The following is a 15,592-nucleotide window of genomic DNA, read 5'->3' as shown; positions in this document are numbered from 1 at the left end:
CTTCTGAGTCAGCGATACACCTCGCGCCGGTGCGCCACCCTCACCACGAGGACGATGAGAACGTGGTCCTCGATGAGGCACAGGAGCCGATAGTCTCCGATCCGGTATCGCCACTCGGCCGGGCCATTGAGAGGTTTGCCGCGAGATCGGGGGTTCTCCAGGTCGAGGGTCTCCTCGAAGAACCGCCGGATCCGCTTCACCTGCGCCCGGTCGAGCCTTCCGATCTCCTTGAGCGCCTTCGGTGTGTAGCCGACCTGGTAGCTCATCGACCGAGAGCGTCCCAGTCCACATCCTCGTGCGCGATCGACTCCTCGTCGGTGGCGTAGAACTCCTGCAGGGAGTCCTTGAGCAGGTAGTGGTCCTCCAGGTCGTTCAGCCCGCGCTCGATGAACTCGGCCGCGTAATGGGACCGAGACCGACCGGTTCGGGTCGCCAGGCGGTCGAGTCGCTCGTAGAGCGATGAGTCAACACTGGTGTTGAGCTGCTTCGTCGCCATCGTGGCACCTCCATCTCGTGCTTCTATATAACTATAGGGCACCTGCCAGAGCGCCTCGGCGCCCGGACTCATCGGTCTGACCCTGGATCGGCATAGGCCGTCAGTCCATCCGGCTCCGCCACGACCACGCCCGCGCTGTCCGCGAGGTCGATGCCGATCGTGCCGGGCAGCGGCCACGGCACGTCCGGGGCAGGCTCGCCGGTGCCGTCGAGCACCCGATATCGGCCGGTGAGCAGGACCTGATCGACGGCGCTGCCTGGCGTCTGGAGGTCGACCAGGTCAGAGTCCTCCACCCAGTGACGGTCCGAGGCGGTCGCGGGGCGATCGGCCCCCGTCTCGACGTCGATGATCAGCAGGCCGTCGGAGGATGTCACCGCGATCTCGCTGGGACTCACCAGCCACGGCTCGGGTCGCGAGGGCTCCCCGTCCGCAGAAGTGGTCGCTCCGAGAGCCACCTGCCAGAGCCGTTCACCGGTCAGTGGGTCGAGCCGGACGAGGTCGATGTCGATGTCTTCGTAGGTGAGAGCCCGATCGTGGGCCACGCCTTGTCCGTTGTGCCAGAGGCAGGCCAGGAGCGGGTCGTCATCGTTGCCGGTGATGTCGGTGTCGCAGAAGTTTGAGGTGGCCGGTGCCCGCCACAGCACCTCCCCGGTCGTGGCGTCCAGGCCGAGAGTCAGGTGCTCTGTCAGGTCCCAGGCCTCGCCGTCAGCCGGCGGTTCGAGGCCGAGCCCGATCGAGCCGACCAGGACAGAGTCGTCGCCGAAACTGTCGAACAACCAGCTGGTGGCGGTGGACTGACCAGCACCGTAGGTCTGGGTCGTGTCGATCTGCCAGGTCGGTTCACCGTCGACGATGCGGCCCACCTGGGTGTTGTCGCCGGCAAGCCGGCTGAGTCCGAGCGTTCCGATCGCCGTCCAGCCGGGCACGCCAGCGGCGGTCTCTGGAGGTGTCTCGAGCCGTCCGTCCGACATCAGCGCCTGCTGACTCCAGTCCCCGTTGACAGGAACCGTCAGGCACGCCACAGCGCCGTCGTGCGGACAGGCGGACGGCAGGTCCGCGTGGCTCAGCGCATCGCTGGACCTGAGCACTTCGTGCCCGGTCACTGGGTCGCGCAGGACCGCAAAGGCGACAGCCGCGTTGGCCGGGCCGGAATCTGACGGCTCGAGGTGAGCCACCAGGCCTCCCACCTCCTTGACTCTCAGTGCCTGTCCGCGCGGACGCAACGATGCGCTCGCATGACTGGACCAGAGCACCGCACCGTCCTGCGGATCCACACCCGTGAGCATCAGGTGGTCGTCATCCACGCTGTAGAGCACGAGAGCGTCGCCGACCAGCACCGGAGCGGAGGCTGGCACGACGTCGTCGGTGTGCCACCGGACACGGGCCAGCTCCTGCTCTGGCGCGGCGGTGGTCTGGGTGCTGGGCTGGGGCTCAGCTGGCCGTGGCGAGTTGTCGGTGGTGGCGCTCGTCTCCGGGGCGTCGACGGTCTGGCCCTGGCAGGCCGCGAGGGCGAGCGTAATCGGCAGGGCTAGGAGCAGGCGTGAGTGGCGCATGTGCCCAGCGGAACACGCATGGCCAGGCTGCCGCAGAAGTTGTCCACAGGGCGAGTGCTCGCGGACCACCGCAAGCCCAGACATGTGCACCGCGAGCGGACTTGTGCAGGCGTTATATCCCGTGAACAAGTGGTCTTACGGTGCACATGTCGCAACCACAGCTCTCATGGGCGGAGTCGTGATGTCACGGCCGAGCGGCTCAGCCCTGCTTGTCGGCGAACTCGCAGAAGGCGTCGTAGGCGCGGGGTCCGTAGACAGTGCCTGGTCCGCCGCTCATCATGATGGCAACACCGATCGCTTCGGCAGCTTCTTCACGCGTAGCGCCCGCCTTGGCTGCTGCCTTGGCGTGGTTGGCGATGCAGCCGTCACACCGGCTGGTCACCGAGATGCCCAGCGCGATGAGCTCCTTGGTCTTGGTGTCCAGCGCACCGGGACCCAGCGCTGCCGCGTGCAGGGCGCCATAACTTTTGTAGACCTCCGGGATCGCCCGGCGCAGCTCACGGCCCAGGGGGATGATGCCGTCGAGAACCTCTTGCCCGTGGTGGTGTTCGCTCATGAGCCTGACCCTAGCCAGGCACAGATCCCGGCCAGTTGCGGGTCGACAAAGTGTCCACACGCGGCCGCGGCAGACCCGCTCGTCCACAGGGCACCCCGGTGGGCACCCGCGGTGTCGGCCCCGCGACATACTCTTGGGCCATGCCTGCCGACCTCGACGCCCTCCTGCACGCGGCGGTCCAAGGGGTCGGCGGCACCGAACGTTCTGGGCAGGTGCAGATGGCCCGCGCGGTGCGCGATGCTGTGGAGCACGAGGAGCATCTGCTCGTGCAGGCGGGCACCGGCACCGGCAAGTCGCTGGCCTACCTCGTCCCGGCGATCGCGCACGGCATGGCTACGGGCAAGCCCGTCGTCGTGGCCACGGCCACACTGGCGCTGCAGGCTCAGATCATCGACCGGGACCTGCCACGCATCGCCGAGGCTCTCCAGCCGGTGGTGGGACGGCGTCCGACCTTCGCGCTCGTCAAGGGACGCTCCAACTATCTGTGCCAGCACAAGCTCGACGGCGGCTTCCCCGACGACGACGAGGGTGCGCTGGTGTCGATGGGCGCAGTGGACAAGGAGCGCAGCCGCCTCGGGGAGGAGGTGCTGCGCCTGCGGGAGTGGGCCGACCTCACCGAGTCCGGTGACCGCGACGAGCTCGTGCCCGGGGTGACCAACCGCGCCTGGCGTCAGGTGTCAGTCTCCGCGCGGGAGTGCCTTGGCCAGTCCTGCCCGCAGGTCGGGGAGTGCTTCGTCGAGATCTCCCGGGCCGCGGCCCAGCAGGTGGACGTCATCGTCACCAACCACTCGTTCATGGCGATCGACGCGTTCGAGGGACGGCAGATGCTGCCCGACCACGACCTGCTGATCATCGACGAGGCCCACGAGCTCACCGACCGGGTGACCTCCACCATCACCGACGAGCTCACCTCCAGCACGGTCGCGGCAGCAGCCAAGCGGGCCGCACGGATGGGGGAGACTGCCGACCTGACCGAGGCCGCCACGGCCATGCAGACCGTGCTCGACGAGCTGCCCGAGGGGCGACTGACCGGCCTGCCCGATCGGCTGGTGCTGGCTCTGGGGTCCGTGCGCGACGCCGCCCGGGGGCTGCAGTCCGAGCTCAAGCCCAAGGACAAGGAAGCAGCTGACGGGGCCCGACAGGTGGCTCGAGCCGCGGTTGAGGATGTCTTTGACACGGCCGAGCGTGTGCTCGAGGAGCGCGAGCTCGACGTCGCGTGGATCAGTCAGGACCGGATGCGTGGTGCGGTGCTGCGGGTCGCCCCGATGAGCGTGGCGATGCTGCTGCGCGACAAGCTGTTCAGCGAGCGCACCGTCGTGCTCACCTCGGCGACCCTGGAGCTGGGCGGCACCTTTGACTCCGTCGCCGGGACCCTCGGCCTCACGGGCCGTGGCGGGCCAGCGTGGAACGGCCTGGATGTGGGGAGTCCATTCGACTACAAGCAGCAGGCCATCGCCTATGTCGCCAAGAACCTGCCGCCGCCGGGCCGGGACGGCACCTCCGACCAGACCTTCGATGAGATCGAGGCCCTGGTGCGGGCCGCCGGGGGTCGGACGCTCGGACTGTTCAGCTCTCGCCGGGCCGCCGAAGCCGCGACCGAGGAGATGCGCACCCGGCTCAAGGACGCCGGCATCACGGTCCTGTGCCAGGGCGATGACCAGACGCCGACCCTGGTCCGCCAGTTCGCGGCAGATGCCTCCACCTGTCTGTTCGGCACGATGTCGCTGTGGCAGGGCGTGGACGTGCCTGGGTCTGCCTGCCAGTTGGTGATCATCGATCGCATCCCGTTCCCGCGTCCCGACGACCCGCTGGCGTCGGCCCGTTCCGAGGCGATCGCCCGCATGGGCGGCAACGGGTTCATGCAGGTCAGTGCCACCCACGCCGCGCTGAAACTCGCCCAAGGTGCTGGCCGCTTGGTGCGCCGCGGTCAGGACAGGGGAGTGGTGGCCTTCCTCGACTCCCGGATGATGTCCGCGCGCTATGCCGGGTTCCTCCAGAAGTCGCTCCCGCCGTTCTGGCCGACCACCAACCGGCAGATGGTGCTCGACGCGCTGCGCCGTCTGGACGAGACCGCGCCCGACCCGCTGCCCGTCGCCGAGCCGGTGGCGCGGGGGACTGGGGCGTCGTCCAAGGGATCAGCATCACTGGCTTCGACAGCATCAGCCTCGGCCTGCGCGGGTGGTCTATCTGGGACGACCGAATCCTCCCTCGCTCCCGTCGCAGATCCGCCACCGGTCGCGCGCAGCGCCCGCACCGCGGTGACCGGTGGGCACGCGTGGACACAGGAGCAGGATGAGGAGCTGCGCGACGGCGTCGAGGCGGGCATCGACCTGACCGAGCTCGCCGACCACCTGCAGCTGCCACCCGATGCGATCACCGCCCGACTCAACCAGCTCGGCCTGGAGCTGCAGGCTGATGGGATGCTGGAGCTGTGACGAGACTGACCCGGCTGGTGCGCCCGACCACCGCGGGCACAGAGAGGCGTAGCCGGTGAGCGAGTCCGACGTCCCCGACCTGGTGCTGGTGTCCGGGCCGGAGCAGATCCTTGCCGAGCGTGCGGTGGACTCCGTCCTGACCGCGCTGCGGGCGCACGACCCTGAGGTCGACTTCGTGAAGATCTCGGCACAGGGCTACGAGCCGGGCGCGCTCGGTGTCCACGCGAGCCCCTCGCTGTTCGGCGGGTGGACAGCCATCGTGGTCGACGGCTTCGAGGAGGCCGACGACTCGTTGGTCGAGGATGCTCACGCGCTGGCGCAGGACCCGCCCGACGGAGTCACCCTGATCGTGCGGCACAAGAGCGGCAACCGCGGCAAGCGGGTCCTGGACCTGCTCAAGAAGAATGGCCGGGTGATCACCGCTCCCGCCGTCAAGTCGGACCGGGACAAGACCTCGTTCGTGCAGCAGGAGTTCCGGGCAGCCAGGAGGCAGATCGAGGAGCCGGCGATCACCGCGCTCGTGCAGGCGGTCGGCAAGGATGTCGCCGAGCTGGCGACCGCCTGCGCCCAGCTCGTCCGGGACACCACGGGACGGGTGCGCGCCGAGGACGTCGAGACCTACTACGGTGACAAGGTCGAGACGACCGGCTTCAAGGTGGCAGATGCCGCGCTGCGCGGTGACACAGCCGAGGCGCTGCGGCTGCTGCGCCACGCTCTCGCTGGCGGCCTCGACCCGGTGCCGATCGTGGCCGTCCTGGCGATGCAGCTGCGGCAGGTCGGCAAGGTCGCCAGCGCGGGACGAGCGAGCTCGGCGAACCTGGCCCGCGACCTGGGGATGGCCCCGTGGCAGGTCGACCAGGCACGCCGCACCGCGCAGGGCTGGGACGGCATACGGCTGGGTCGGGCCATCGAGGCGGTGGCCGCCGCGGACGTGGACATCAAGGGTGGTCTGCGCACGGGGACGGCCGTCGCCAGAGACCCGGAGTATGCCGTGGAGCGGGCCGTGCTGGCCGTGTGCCGCGAACGCCGCGGTTGAGTCACGGCTGGCGAGATCTGGCGTCCCTACGCTACCGTAGGTTACGCAAGCGAAACCTACGGACTCGTATGTCCGCTTGGCCGAGCACCCCAGACCTTGAGGAGGCCCCCGTGGCTCCCACTGCACTACCCGTCGTCATCCAGGGAGGCATGGGCGTCGCCGTCTCCTCCTGGCAACTCGCCCGTGAGGTCGCCATGGCCGGCCAGGTGGGCGTCGTGTCCGGCACGGCCATGGACGCCGTGCTCTCGCGCCGCCTCCAAGACGGTGACCCCGGCGGGCACATGCGACGCGCGATGGCTGCCTTCCCCGACGCCGACATGGCCGCCCGGGTCATGGACAAGTACTTCATCTCCGGTGGGCGCAAGCCTGGCACGCCCTACAAGCCCATCCCCAAACTCACCCTCACGACGGCCCGCGCCGGCCAGGAGCTCGCGGTGGTCGGCAACTTCGCCGAGGTGTGGCTGGCCAAGGAGGGACATGACGGTGCGGTCGGCATCAACTGCCTGGAGAAGGTCCAGATGGCCACGCCGACCGCCCTCCTCGGCGCCGTCCTGGCCGGAGTGGACTACGTCCTGATGGGCGCCGGCATCCCCCGGGAGATCCCGCGTCTGCTGCGCGACATCTCGGCTGGCCGACCCGGGCGGATCTCGGCCGACGTCCTGGGCGGCAAGATCACCCGCTACATCGAGGTCGACCCCGCCGACCTGCTCGGCGACTCCCTCCCCACGATGAAACGCCCCGACTTCCTGGCGATCGTCTCCGTAGACGCTCTGGCCAACTACCTCTATCGCGATCCCGAGATCCGGCCGGACGGTTTTGTCGTAGAGGGTCCGGTCGCCGGCGGGCACAGCGCCCCGCCGCGGGGCAAGATGCAGCTCGACGAGCGCGGTGAGCCGATCTACGGTCCGCGTGATGACGCCAACCTGGCCAAGATGGTCGAGCTGGGCCTGCCCTTCTGGCTGGCCGGTGCCTATGGCACACCCGAGAAGGTCGAAGAGGCGCTCGCGCTCGGCGCGGCAGGGGTGCAGGTCGGCACCCTGTTTGCCCTCTCCCTCGACAGCGGCATCACCAACGCCACCCGCGAATCGATGCTGGCGGACCTGCGCGAAGGCAAGCTCGAGGTCAAGAATGACCCGCTGGCCAGCCCCACCGGCTTCCCGTTCAAGGTCGCCAGCCTCACCGACACCGCCAGCGAGGAAGAGACCTACCAGGCACGTCCCCGGCTGTGCGACCTGTCCTACCTGCGCACGCCCTACGAGCGCGAGGACGGCGAGGTCGGCTACCGCTGCCCCGCCGAGCCCGTGCACATGTATCTGAAGAAGGGTGGCGAGCAGGAGGCCACCGAGGGGCGCAAGTGCCTGTGCAACGGACTGATGGCCAACATCGGCCTGGGCCAGGAGCGCAAGGACGGCTACGTCGAGGCCCGCCTGGTCACCCTCGGCCAGGACCTGGTCGGCGCGAGCGAGCTGATCCGCACCTATGTCGAGGGCTGGTCGGCCCAGCAGGCCGTCGAGTGGCTGATGTCAAAGGTCCCGGCAGCGCGGATCCGGAGGGTCCAGTTCGCCTGACCTCACGGGGTCAACGCTCCGTCGCGTAGGCTGTCTCCTTGTGGCAGTGGACTTCGACAGCGAGATCAAGGCACTTCGGACGACCGTGAAGTCGGTCCGGGATGTCAGTGACCTGGATCGGCTCGAGCAGCAGATCACCGACCTCGAGACCCAGGTGTCAGCCCCGGACCTGTGGGACGACGTCGAGCGTGCCCAGCAGGTGACCAGCCAGCTCTCCCGGGTCAAGGCAGAGCACGACCGGGTGACCTCCATGGAGACTCGGGTCGATGACCTCCAGGCGCTCGTGGAGCTGGGCCAGGAGGAGGCGGACGCCGAGACCATGGTCGAGGCGGAGGCGGAGCTGGCCAGGGTCAAGAAGGCCGTCAGCGAGCTGGAGGTTCGCACCCTGCTCAGCGGTGAGTATGACGAGCGCGACGCGGTCGTGACCATCCGGGCCGGTGCGGGCGGGGTGGATGCCGCCGACTTCGCCGAGATGCTCATGCGGATGTATCTGCGCTGGGCCGAGCGGCACGGTTATGCGACCACGGTGCTGGACACCTCCTACGCCGAGGAGGCGGGTCTGAAGTCGGCCACCTTCGAGATCAAGGCGCCCTATGCCTTCGGCACGCTGGCCGTCGAGGCGGGGACCCACCGGCTGGTGCGGATCAGCCCGTTCGACAACCAGGGGCGGCGCCAGACGAGCTTCGCCGCCGTCGAGGTGATCCCGCTGATCGAGTCCACGGACACGATCGAGATCCCGGAGCACGACCTCAAGGTCGACGTGTTCCGCTCCTCCGGACCGGGTGGGCAGTCGGTCAACACGACCGACTCCGCGGTGCGGATGACGCACCTGCCGACCGGCACGGTCGTATCGATGCAGAACGAGAAGAGCCAGATCCAGAACCGGGCCGCCGCGCTGCGGGTGCTGCAGTCGCGCCTCCTGCTGCTGAAGAAGCAGGAGGAGGACGCTGCCAAGAAGGAACTGGCCGGGGACATCAAGGCCAGCTGGGGCGAGCAGATGCGCTCCTATGTGCTGCACCCTTACCAGATGGTCAAGGATCTGCGCACGGAATACGAGGTCGGGTCGACGTCTGCCGTCCTCGACGGTGAGATCGACGCCTTTATCGAGGCCGGCATCCGGTGGAGGCGCAATCAGCAGCGCGAGGCCTCGAACGCCTGAGCAGGCACGGGTGAGGACGCCTACGAAACCCCTCTAAAAATGGTGAATCCGCCGACGAAACCTCTCCAAAAATAGGTCAGACGACGCGGACTGGAGTGCCCATGTCCATGGTGCCCTCCCAGAGCATGTCCATCGCGGCCACCGAGACGCGGCAGCAGCCGTGGGAGTCCGGATAGGGCGGGATGAACTCCGAGCCGTGCACGGCGATGCCGCCGTTGAAGTACTGCGGACGGTAGAGCCGGCCCAGCGGTCCGGTCTGCCAGCCGGGGGAGTAGGTCTGGAAGACCTCGAAGTCGCCGGGGCGGGTGTTGGCGTTGTAGGTGCGTCCGTACCAGTCGTAGGGCTCGCCGTTGCCGGTGGAGGTGTTGAGGGTCAGCTGCAGCACCCCGTCGCGCAGCACGGTCAGGACCTGCCGCTCCAGCTGGACCACCACCCGCGTCCCGGGCCCGTCGTCGAGCACGGCCGGCTGGACCCACGCCGAGAGCGCCTTGAGAGTCTGCCGACCCACGACCGCGTCGGGGGTCAGGCCACCGGACTTCTGGAGGGCGTAGACGGCCTGCTGAGTCAGCCCGCCGAAGTGCCCGTCGGGAGTCCCGCACCAGTAGCCGCGCTCGCCCAGCAGACGCTGCAGGGCAGAGACGTGCTCGCCGGAGGAACCGAGCGTGAAGGTCGGCCAGGCCGCCTGGCCAGGACTGCTGGCCAGCACGGTCAGCGCACCTCCGAGCGCTGCGGCGGCGCCCCCGCGCAGGAGGGTGCGACGCGTCGCCGCCCCCGGTGGGCTGTCTGCTGGTCGCCTCACGATGTTCCCTTTCCCCGAGATCACTCTGCCTCTTCGCAGACGCACTGGACCACCCCAGGAGTTGCACGCGATCCTGGAAAAGTCCCCAGGTGTGGCGAATCGCACCACGCCCGGACTGTCGAATTACCACAATCACACCAGTAACACCCGTAACGTGGCAAGCACCGGCGGCAACCCCGTGTCGCCCGGAGGCCTGCCGGACAGCCCGAGACCGGCCGGTCCCGCACGACGAAGGCAGCGGTGCCACCCGATGATCACATTCGAGAACGTCACGATGCGCTACGCCAAGGGCGATGCGCCCGCGCTGTCGGACATCGACGTCGAGATCGGGCGCGGAGACTTCGTCTTTGTGGTGGGGGCGTCAGGCTCCGGCAAGTCGACGATGATGCGGCTCATCATCCTGGAGCAGGAAGCCACCCAGGGCAGGGTCCTGGTCGCCGGCAAGGACCTGTCGAGGTTGCCGCACCGCAAGGTGCCCGGGCTGCGCCGTCAGGTCGGCACTGTCTTCCAGGACTTCCGTCTGCTCTCGGGCAAGACGGTCACGCAGAACGTCGCCTATGTCCTGCAGGTGCTCGGCGCGAAGCGTCACACGATCAGGCAGCTGGTGCCCGAGACCCTGGAGCTGGTGGGGCTGGCGGACAAGGGCCGGCGCCTGCCGCACGAGTTGTCCGGTGGCGAGCAGCAGCGGGTGGCGATCGCCCGCGCGATGGTCAACAAGCCAGCGATCCTGCTCGCCGACGAGCCGACCGGCAACCTCGACCCCGAGACCAGCGAGGAGATCGTGGCGATCCTGGACCGCATCAACCGCACAGGGACGACGGTGGTGATGGCCACGCACGACACCACCATCGTCAACAAGTTCCGCAAGCGCGTGGTGCAGCTGCGCGACGGGGTCATCGTGCGGGACCAGGCTGACGGGGAGTACCACGCGGTCGAGGACGGCCTGGTATGAGGATGGGTTTCCTGCTGGGCGAGGTCTGGAACGGGCTGCGTCGCAACACCTCGATGTTCGTGGCGGTCGTCCTGGTCACGATGGTCTCCCTGTTCTTCCTGGGCAGCGGCCTGCTGGCGCAGCGCCAGGTCGACACCCTCAAGGGCTACTGGTACGACCGGGTCCAGGTCTCGATCTTCCTGTGCACCCCGGATGCCGACGACGTGGCCTCCTGCGCCGGCGGAGCGGTCACCGACGCCCAGCGGGACCAGTTGCGCGACGACCTCGACCGCCTCGACGGGCTGGTCGAGGAGTACTGGTACGAGTCGAACGAGGAGGCCTACGAGCGCTTCCGCGAGCAGTTCCGCAACTCTCCGGTCCTCGACTCGATCCCGCAGGAGGCCATCCCCGAGAGCTTCCGGGTGCGGCTTGCCGATCCGACGAAGTATGAGGTCGTGGCCAGCGCCTTTGACGGTGCGCCGGGAGTGGAGAGCGTGGAGGACCAGCGCGAGGTGGTCGACAAGCTCTTCACCTTCCTCAACGCCATCAGTCTCTCGGCAGTCGGGCTGGCGGCCGCCATGGTGGCCTGCGCGGTCCTGCTGATCAGCACCACGATCCGGCTCACGGCCTGGAGCCGACGTCGCGAGACCAACATTATGCGGCTCGTCGGAGCCTCCGCCTTCACCATCCAGGTGCCCTTCCTCGTCGAGACCGTGCTGGCCACGCTCCTGGGGGCCGTGCTGGCGATCGGGCTGCTGTGGTCGATGGTGGAGTACGGCATCAGCGGTTTCCTGTCCGACCTGCTGGCGGGACAGACCGGCATGATCGGACTGATCGGCCCCGCCGACCTGTGGACCATCACCCCCATACTGGTCGGCGGCGCCGTGCTGCTGGCGGTCATCACATCCTGGTTGGCACTACGACGACACGTGCGTGTCTGAGAGGCGGTCCCGACATGACGAACACGACACGACGCCATCGCTGGAGCGTGGTGGTGGCCCTGACGATGGCGGGCATGCTGGCCGCCACCCCGGCCGTCGCCGGGCTGGACGACATCCGGGACCGGATCCGGGAGGTCGAGCGGCAGGAGCAGCAGCGCCAGGCCGACCAGGCCGCCTCGCAGGAGCGGCAGGAGGAGCTGGCCCACGACCTGGAGGACACCTCCGCCGAGCTTCAGGCTGCGGACAAGGCGCTGAGAGAGACCACGGCAAAGGTGGACCAGGCCAGGATCGACCTGGCGATCGCCGAGGACGAACTCGTCGAGGCACAGGCTGAGGAGGAGCGAGTCGCCGGCGAGTTGGAGGTCGCCTACGCCAACGAGGCGAAGATCGAGTCCAGCCTGGCGGACAACGCCGCCGCGCAGGCGGAGACCCGGAGCGCCGTCGGCTCCATCGCCCGGGAGTCCTACAAGAGCGGTGGGTTGGGCACCATCACGCTCACGCTCGAGGTCCTGGTGGGGGAGAGCAACGCCATCGAGGAGATGTCGATGGCACGGACCGTGATGCGCGTGCAGGACAGCACTATCGAGCGTCTGGGCAGCCAGATCGCCGAGGAGACCGCGGAGCAGGACCGTCTGGCAGGGGTCCGGCGTGACATCGCCCTCCTGCTCGCCGAGGCGGAGGCCACCACGATCCGCAAGGACGAGGCACGCGAGTCCGCCGAGCAGCTGAAGGCCGACCTGGAGGCTCTCGAGGCGCAGCAGGCGCAGGAGAAGGAAGCACTCCAGGGTGAGATCGCCAAGCTGGAGGAGCACCTCGCGCAGGAGCAGGCCGAGGCAGATGCACTGGAGCAGGACCTGACCGCCCTCGCGGAGGAGAAGTACGGGCTGAAGCAGGACGAGAAGGCCGAGGAAGAGCGGTTGGCCGAGGAGGCGCGGCAGAAGCGGATCGCCGAGGAGCGTGCCCGTCAGGAGGCGGCCGCGGAGCAGGCGCGCAAGGAGGCTGCGGCGCAGGAGGCCCGCAGGGAGGCCGCAGAGGAGCGCGAGCGCGAGCGTCAGGCCGCCGACCGGTCCCGCCGCAGCACACCCGCCCCACCCGCACCGGCCCCAGCGCCTGCCCCGGCCCCCGCACCGGCCCCAACTCCAGCACCGCCGCCGGCCCCCGAGCCGCCGCCCGCGCCGGCTCCGCCGTCGAGCGGGGTGCTCAGCCATCCGGTCAACGCACCCACCACCAGCGAGTTCGGCTGGCGGATGCACCCGGTGCTGGGCTATCCGCGCCTGCACGCCGGACTCGACTATGGCGCAGCCTGCGGCACCGCTGTGCGGGCACCGGCTGCAGGGACCATCATCGGGGCGACCTACAGCGGCGGCGGGGGCAACATCATCACCGTCGACCACGGGGTCCTCAACGGGGTCAACCTGACCACGCGCTATCTGCACCTGGAGAGCTTTGCTCGCACCTCCGGGTCGGTCTCTCGTGGTGACGTCCTGGGCTATGTCGGCACGACCGGCACCTCCACGGGCTGCCACCTGCACTTCGAGACGCGGGAGAACGGGACGCCGGTCAATCCGCGCACCTGGCTCTGAGCGAGACGATAACGGCTCGGTCGCAGGCTGCCGACCCGGTATCCTGGGAGGTCGCCGGAGAACCCGGCCACTCGACATACATCGGCAGGAGGTGGCACGAGCATGGCCAAGGAGAGTGGGCGCAAGCTCATCGCGAGCAACAAGAAGGCTCGGCACGACTTCCTGATCGAGGACACGCTCGAGGCCGGCCTCGTGCTGACCGGCACGGAGGTCAAGTCGCTGCGCATGGGGCGGGCCTCCCTGGTGGACGGCTACGCCACCGACTACAACGGGGAGCTGTGGCTCGAGGGCGTGCACATCCCGGAGTACACGCAGGGCAACTGGACCAACCACACCGCCCGGCGTCGTCGCAAGCTGCTCCTGCACCGGCACGAGCTCGACAAGTTGGTCGCCAAGGCCAACCAGTCCGGGCACACGATCGTCCCGCTCGCGCTCTACTTCAAGGACGGGCGGGTCAAGGTCGAGATCGCGCTGGCCAAGGGCAAGAAGGAGCACGACAAGCGGCAGACCCTGCGCGAGAAGCAGGACGCCCGCGAGGTGCAGAAGGCCCTGTCCGCGCACCTGCGTCAGCACGGCTGATCCGCGCTCCGCGGTTGCCGGTCGCGGCGCTGGCGTGCACGGTGGTGGGGAACGAAGCACCATCCGCACCAGCAGGGAGTTCAGATGAGCACAGCCCGCGAGATCATGAACACCGGGATCAAGACCGTCCGTGAGGACCAGTCGCTGATTGAGGCGGCGACCATGATGCGTGACCTGGGGGTGGGGTGCCTGCCCGTGCAGTCCGCCGAGGGAGGCCTCAGTGGCATCATCACCGATCGCGACATCGTCGTGCGGGCCTGCGCCGAGGGCCGCGACCTGTCAGCCACACCGGCGGGCGAGCTCGCTCAGGGCATCGTGTCCACGATCGGCCTGGACGAGCCCGTCGACACCATCGTGGACCTGATGGGCACCCAGCAGGTCAAGCGCATGCCCGTCGTGGAGAACGGTGAGGTGGTCGGCATGATCAGCGAGTCGGACCTGGCCCGCCACGTGTCCGAGGACAAGATCAACCACTTCGTGACGATGGTCTACGGCCGCAACTAGGAGGCCCACCCCGCCGTATGCCGAGGGGCCGGGTCTGCGCGACCCGGCCCCTCGGCATACGCCTCTGTCAGGTCAGGTGGACTGTCAGGCGACGCGGCCCAGCAGCTTGTCGGTGAACTGGGTGCGCGCACCGCCGGCGTCCAGGGCCTTCTCGTAGCGGCGCAGGACGCCCTCGTGCGGGAACACCAGCGCGAGCATGACCACGATGGTCGGCACGGCGGCGATCGCGACGGTGACCCATGAGGGCTCCTCGGCGAGGAACATCAGCACGATGGCGATGATGGCCGGGGCCTCCGTCACGGCCAGGCGCATGATGTGCACCGCCTGCACCTTGGAAAGCAGCTCGGTCAGGGTGGCGCCCTGGGGCGCCGCGGGCAGGGTCCCCACGAGCACCAGGGACAGCACGGCGCCCGCGGCCACGAGTCCGAGCAGGACCGCGATCACCCACGGCTCAGGCACGACCATGTCCGGGGCGATCACGACCATGAGCGCCGTGAGGATCGCGATGCCGCCGATGAAGGCGCCGGAGAGCATACGGAGGGTCATGAGCTGGTTGGTGGAGGTCACGCCGGGGGACTTTACCTCAGGGCCCGCCGGCGTCCGGAACGCGCGGGAGGGCGGCGGGCCGAGGGGGTGGGGAATGCGGTGGACCGGAGCGACGTTGGACGGGTAGGCTGCACCCTCCGGCTCGGTTCGCCGCTGCCGGAGACTTGATAACTGCACAGTGTGACGTGCCCCCGCTCCATGGGGGTGATCGGTTTCGACGTTGTACGCGACTCCAGGAGAAGCGGGTCGAGAACGCAAGGTCAACTCGTTAATGTCCCTTGCAAACTAATAGGTGCCGATTCCAAGCGCACCGACTTCGCCCTCGCCGCCTGAGCGAGCCCGAAGTCTGTCAGCCTGAGTTAGTTTCCGCCTCAGTGTCTGGCATCAGCTAGGAAACTTGCTGCGTGATCATGTTGGGGGATCACGTGGGACTCTTACTCAACTGGGCCTGTCAGGGAACGTGTGCGCGCGAGCCCTGGGGCCGAGAAACTCCATAGCGCACTGCACCCGGAGAAGTCCTGGTCTTCCGGCAGCGGACGCGGGTTCGATTCCCGCCACCTCCACCTTTGCGGTGGGCACGTCACACAATTCGGGCACAAAGAACCCCGGACCTGCGCAAACAAGCAGGTCCGGGGTTTTTGCGCCGAGGACACGACTGGACATGTCTACACATGTGACGCCAGAATTTCTGTCACACTGCTGTCACGGGGCATGCTGGACCTGGATGACAGGGCTGGACGGGCCTTGCAACAACAGTGGCACACGTGGAGGACGCATGGCCGCACCCGGTAAGTTGCCGAGAGGCATCACTCGGTACCGTGATCGCTACCGGGTCAGGATCGACCATGAGGGCCGCACCCACGCTCTCGGCATGTTCGACACCCTGACAGACGCCCGCGCCGCCAT

At 68.5% G+C, this 15,592-nt stretch carries 15 protein-coding genes and 1 other RNA gene; 10 read left to right on the top strand and 6 right to left on the bottom strand.

Features of this window, described 5'->3' with window-relative positions; translation table 11 throughout:
* Positions 1-8: 8 nt before the first annotated feature.
* The 4 genes from FNH13_RS13420 to FNH13_RS13405 all read right to left on the bottom strand — a co-directional run bounded on the left by FNH13_RS13420 (position 9) and on the right by FNH13_RS13405 (position 2,605).
* Positions 9-266, bottom strand: coding sequence for a type II toxin-antitoxin system RelE family toxin (locus FNH13_RS13420; RefSeq protein ID WP_143783877.1), 258 nt, complete (start codon positions 264-266; stop codon positions 9-11).
* Positions 263-496, bottom strand: coding sequence for a type II toxin-antitoxin system RelB family antitoxin (gene relB, locus FNH13_RS13415; RefSeq protein ID WP_165700113.1), 234 nt, complete (start codon positions 494-496; stop codon positions 263-265). Before relB ends, FNH13_RS13420 begins: the two co-directional genes overlap by 4 nt.
* Before the next feature lie 68 nt (positions 497-564).
* Positions 565-2,049, bottom strand: coding sequence for an outer membrane protein assembly factor BamB family protein (locus FNH13_RS13410; RefSeq protein ID WP_143783875.1), 1,485 nt, complete (start codon positions 2,047-2,049; stop codon positions 565-567).
* A gap of 199 nt (positions 2,050-2,248) precedes the next feature.
* Complete coding sequence (locus FNH13_RS13405) at positions 2,249-2,605, bottom strand: carboxymuconolactone decarboxylase family protein (RefSeq protein ID WP_143783874.1); 357 nt, start codon at positions 2,603-2,605, stop codon at positions 2,249-2,251.
* 140 nt (positions 2,606-2,745) lie between these two features.
* Between FNH13_RS13405 and FNH13_RS13400 the strand changes: the two genes are divergently transcribed.
* The 4 genes from FNH13_RS13400 (at position 2,746) to prfB (ending at position 8,803) form a co-directional block, all read left to right on the top strand.
* The gene (locus FNH13_RS13400; RefSeq protein WP_143783873.1) at positions 2,746-5,040 is read left to right on the top strand and encodes an ATP-dependent DNA helicase; all 2,295 of its coding nucleotides are present in this window, start codon (positions 2,746-2,748) and stop codon (positions 5,038-5,040) included.
* Between the two features lie 55 nt (positions 5,041-5,095).
* Positions 5,096-6,076: a DNA polymerase III subunit delta gene (gene holA, locus FNH13_RS13395; protein ID WP_228266400.1), complete on the top strand. Its 981-nt coding sequence runs from the start codon at positions 5,096-5,098 to the stop codon at positions 6,074-6,076.
* Between the two features lie 110 nt (positions 6,077-6,186).
* On the top strand, positions 6,187-7,644 hold the full coding sequence (locus tag FNH13_RS13390; protein ID WP_228266399.1) for a nitronate monooxygenase: 1,458 nt from the start codon (positions 6,187-6,189) through the stop codon (positions 7,642-7,644).
* Positions 7,645-7,684: 40 nt separating this feature from the next.
* Positions 7,685-8,803: a peptide chain release factor 2 gene (prfB, locus tag FNH13_RS13385; protein WP_143783871.1), complete on the top strand. Its 1,119-nt coding sequence runs from the start codon at positions 7,685-7,687 to the stop codon at positions 8,801-8,803.
* Between the two features lie 76 nt (positions 8,804-8,879).
* On the opposite strand, the gene FNH13_RS13380 is transcribed toward prfB, so the two are convergent.
* The gene (locus FNH13_RS13380) at positions 8,880-9,602 is read right to left on the bottom strand and encodes a L,D-transpeptidase family protein (RefSeq protein ID WP_228266398.1); all 723 of its coding nucleotides are present in this window, start codon (positions 9,600-9,602) and stop codon (positions 8,880-8,882) included.
* A gap of 250 nt (positions 9,603-9,852) precedes the next feature.
* On the opposite strand from FNH13_RS13380, the gene ftsE reads away from it, so the two are divergent.
* The 5 genes from ftsE to FNH13_RS13355 all read left to right on the top strand — a co-directional run bounded on the left by ftsE (position 9,853) and on the right by FNH13_RS13355 (position 14,140).
* Positions 9,853-10,554, top strand: a complete 702-nt coding sequence (ftsE, locus tag FNH13_RS13375) for a cell division ATP-binding protein FtsE (RefSeq protein WP_143783869.1) — start codon at positions 9,853-9,855, stop codon at positions 10,552-10,554.
* Positions 10,551-11,474 carry a permease-like cell division protein FtsX gene (gene ftsX / locus FNH13_RS13370; protein WP_143783868.1) on the top strand — a complete coding sequence of 308 codons (924 nt, stop codon included), beginning with the start codon at positions 10,551-10,553 and terminating at the stop codon, positions 11,472-11,474. The genes ftsE and ftsX overlap by 4 nt, the downstream gene beginning before the upstream one ends.
* 14 nt (positions 11,475-11,488) lie before the next feature.
* Entirely contained in the window at positions 11,489-13,057 is a 1,569-nt protein-coding gene (locus FNH13_RS13365; RefSeq protein ID WP_143783867.1) for a M23 family metallopeptidase, read from the top strand.
* A gap of 102 nt (positions 13,058-13,159) precedes the next feature.
* A complete protein-coding gene (gene smpB, locus FNH13_RS13360) occupies positions 13,160-13,636 on the top strand; it encodes an SsrA-binding protein SmpB (protein WP_143783866.1) in 477 nt (158 codons plus the stop codon).
* An 84-nt stretch (positions 13,637-13,720) separates the two neighbouring features.
* The gene (locus tag FNH13_RS13355) at positions 13,721-14,140 is read left to right on the top strand and encodes a CBS domain-containing protein (protein ID WP_143783865.1); all 420 of its coding nucleotides are present in this window, start codon (positions 13,721-13,723) and stop codon (positions 14,138-14,140) included.
* Positions 14,141-14,224: 84 nt separating this feature from the next.
* Here FNH13_RS13355 and FNH13_RS13350 read toward each other — a convergent pair whose 3' ends face one another.
* Positions 14,225-14,707, bottom strand: coding sequence for a hypothetical protein (locus FNH13_RS13350; protein WP_143783864.1), 483 nt, complete (start codon positions 14,705-14,707; stop codon positions 14,225-14,227).
* A gap of 179 nt (positions 14,708-14,886) precedes the next feature.
* On the opposite strand from FNH13_RS13350, the gene ssrA reads away from it, so the two are divergent.
* Positions 14,887-15,252, top strand: a transfer-messenger RNA (tmRNA) gene (ssrA, locus tag FNH13_RS13345).
* The last annotated feature ends 340 nt before the right edge of the window (positions 15,253-15,592 follow it).

It is taken from the genome of Ornithinimicrobium ciconiae (genome assembly GCF_007197575.1).
Classification (GTDB): domain Bacteria; phylum Actinomycetota; class Actinomycetes; order Actinomycetales; family Dermatophilaceae; genus Ornithinicoccus; species Ornithinicoccus ciconiae.
This window is presented reverse-complemented; position numbering and strand designations above follow the sequence as displayed.

Coding starts and splice junctions, on each gene's coding strand:
- FNH13_RS13410 (WP_143783875.1), bottom strand. CDS start 2,049: ATGCGCCACTCACGCCTGCTCCTAGCCCTGCCGATTACGCTCGCCCTC.
- FNH13_RS13405 (WP_143783874.1), bottom strand. CDS start 2,605: ATGAGCGAACACCACCACGGGCAAGAGGTTCTCGACGGCATCATCCCC.
- ftsE (WP_143783869.1), top strand. CDS start 9,853: ATGATCACATTCGAGAACGTCACGATGCGCTACGCCAAGGGCGATGCG.
- ftsX (WP_143783868.1), top strand. CDS start 10,551: ATGAGGATGGGTTTCCTGCTGGGCGAGGTCTGGAACGGGCTGCGTCGC.
- smpB (WP_143783866.1), top strand. CDS start 13,160: ATGGCCAAGGAGAGTGGGCGCAAGCTCATCGCGAGCAACAAGAAGGCT.
- FNH13_RS13355 (WP_143783865.1), top strand. CDS start 13,721: ATGAGCACAGCCCGCGAGATCATGAACACCGGGATCAAGACCGTCCGT.
- FNH13_RS13365 (WP_143783867.1), top strand. CDS start 11,489: ATGACGAACACGACACGACGCCATCGCTGGAGCGTGGTGGTGGCCCTG.
- relB (WP_165700113.1), bottom strand. CDS start 496: ATGGCGACGAAGCAGCTCAACACCAGTGTTGACTCATCGCTCTACGAG.
- FNH13_RS13400 (WP_143783873.1), top strand. CDS start 2,746: ATGCCTGCCGACCTCGACGCCCTCCTGCACGCGGCGGTCCAAGGGGTC.
- FNH13_RS13420 (WP_143783877.1), bottom strand. CDS start 266: ATGAGCTACCAGGTCGGCTACACACCGAAGGCGCTCAAGGAGATCGGA.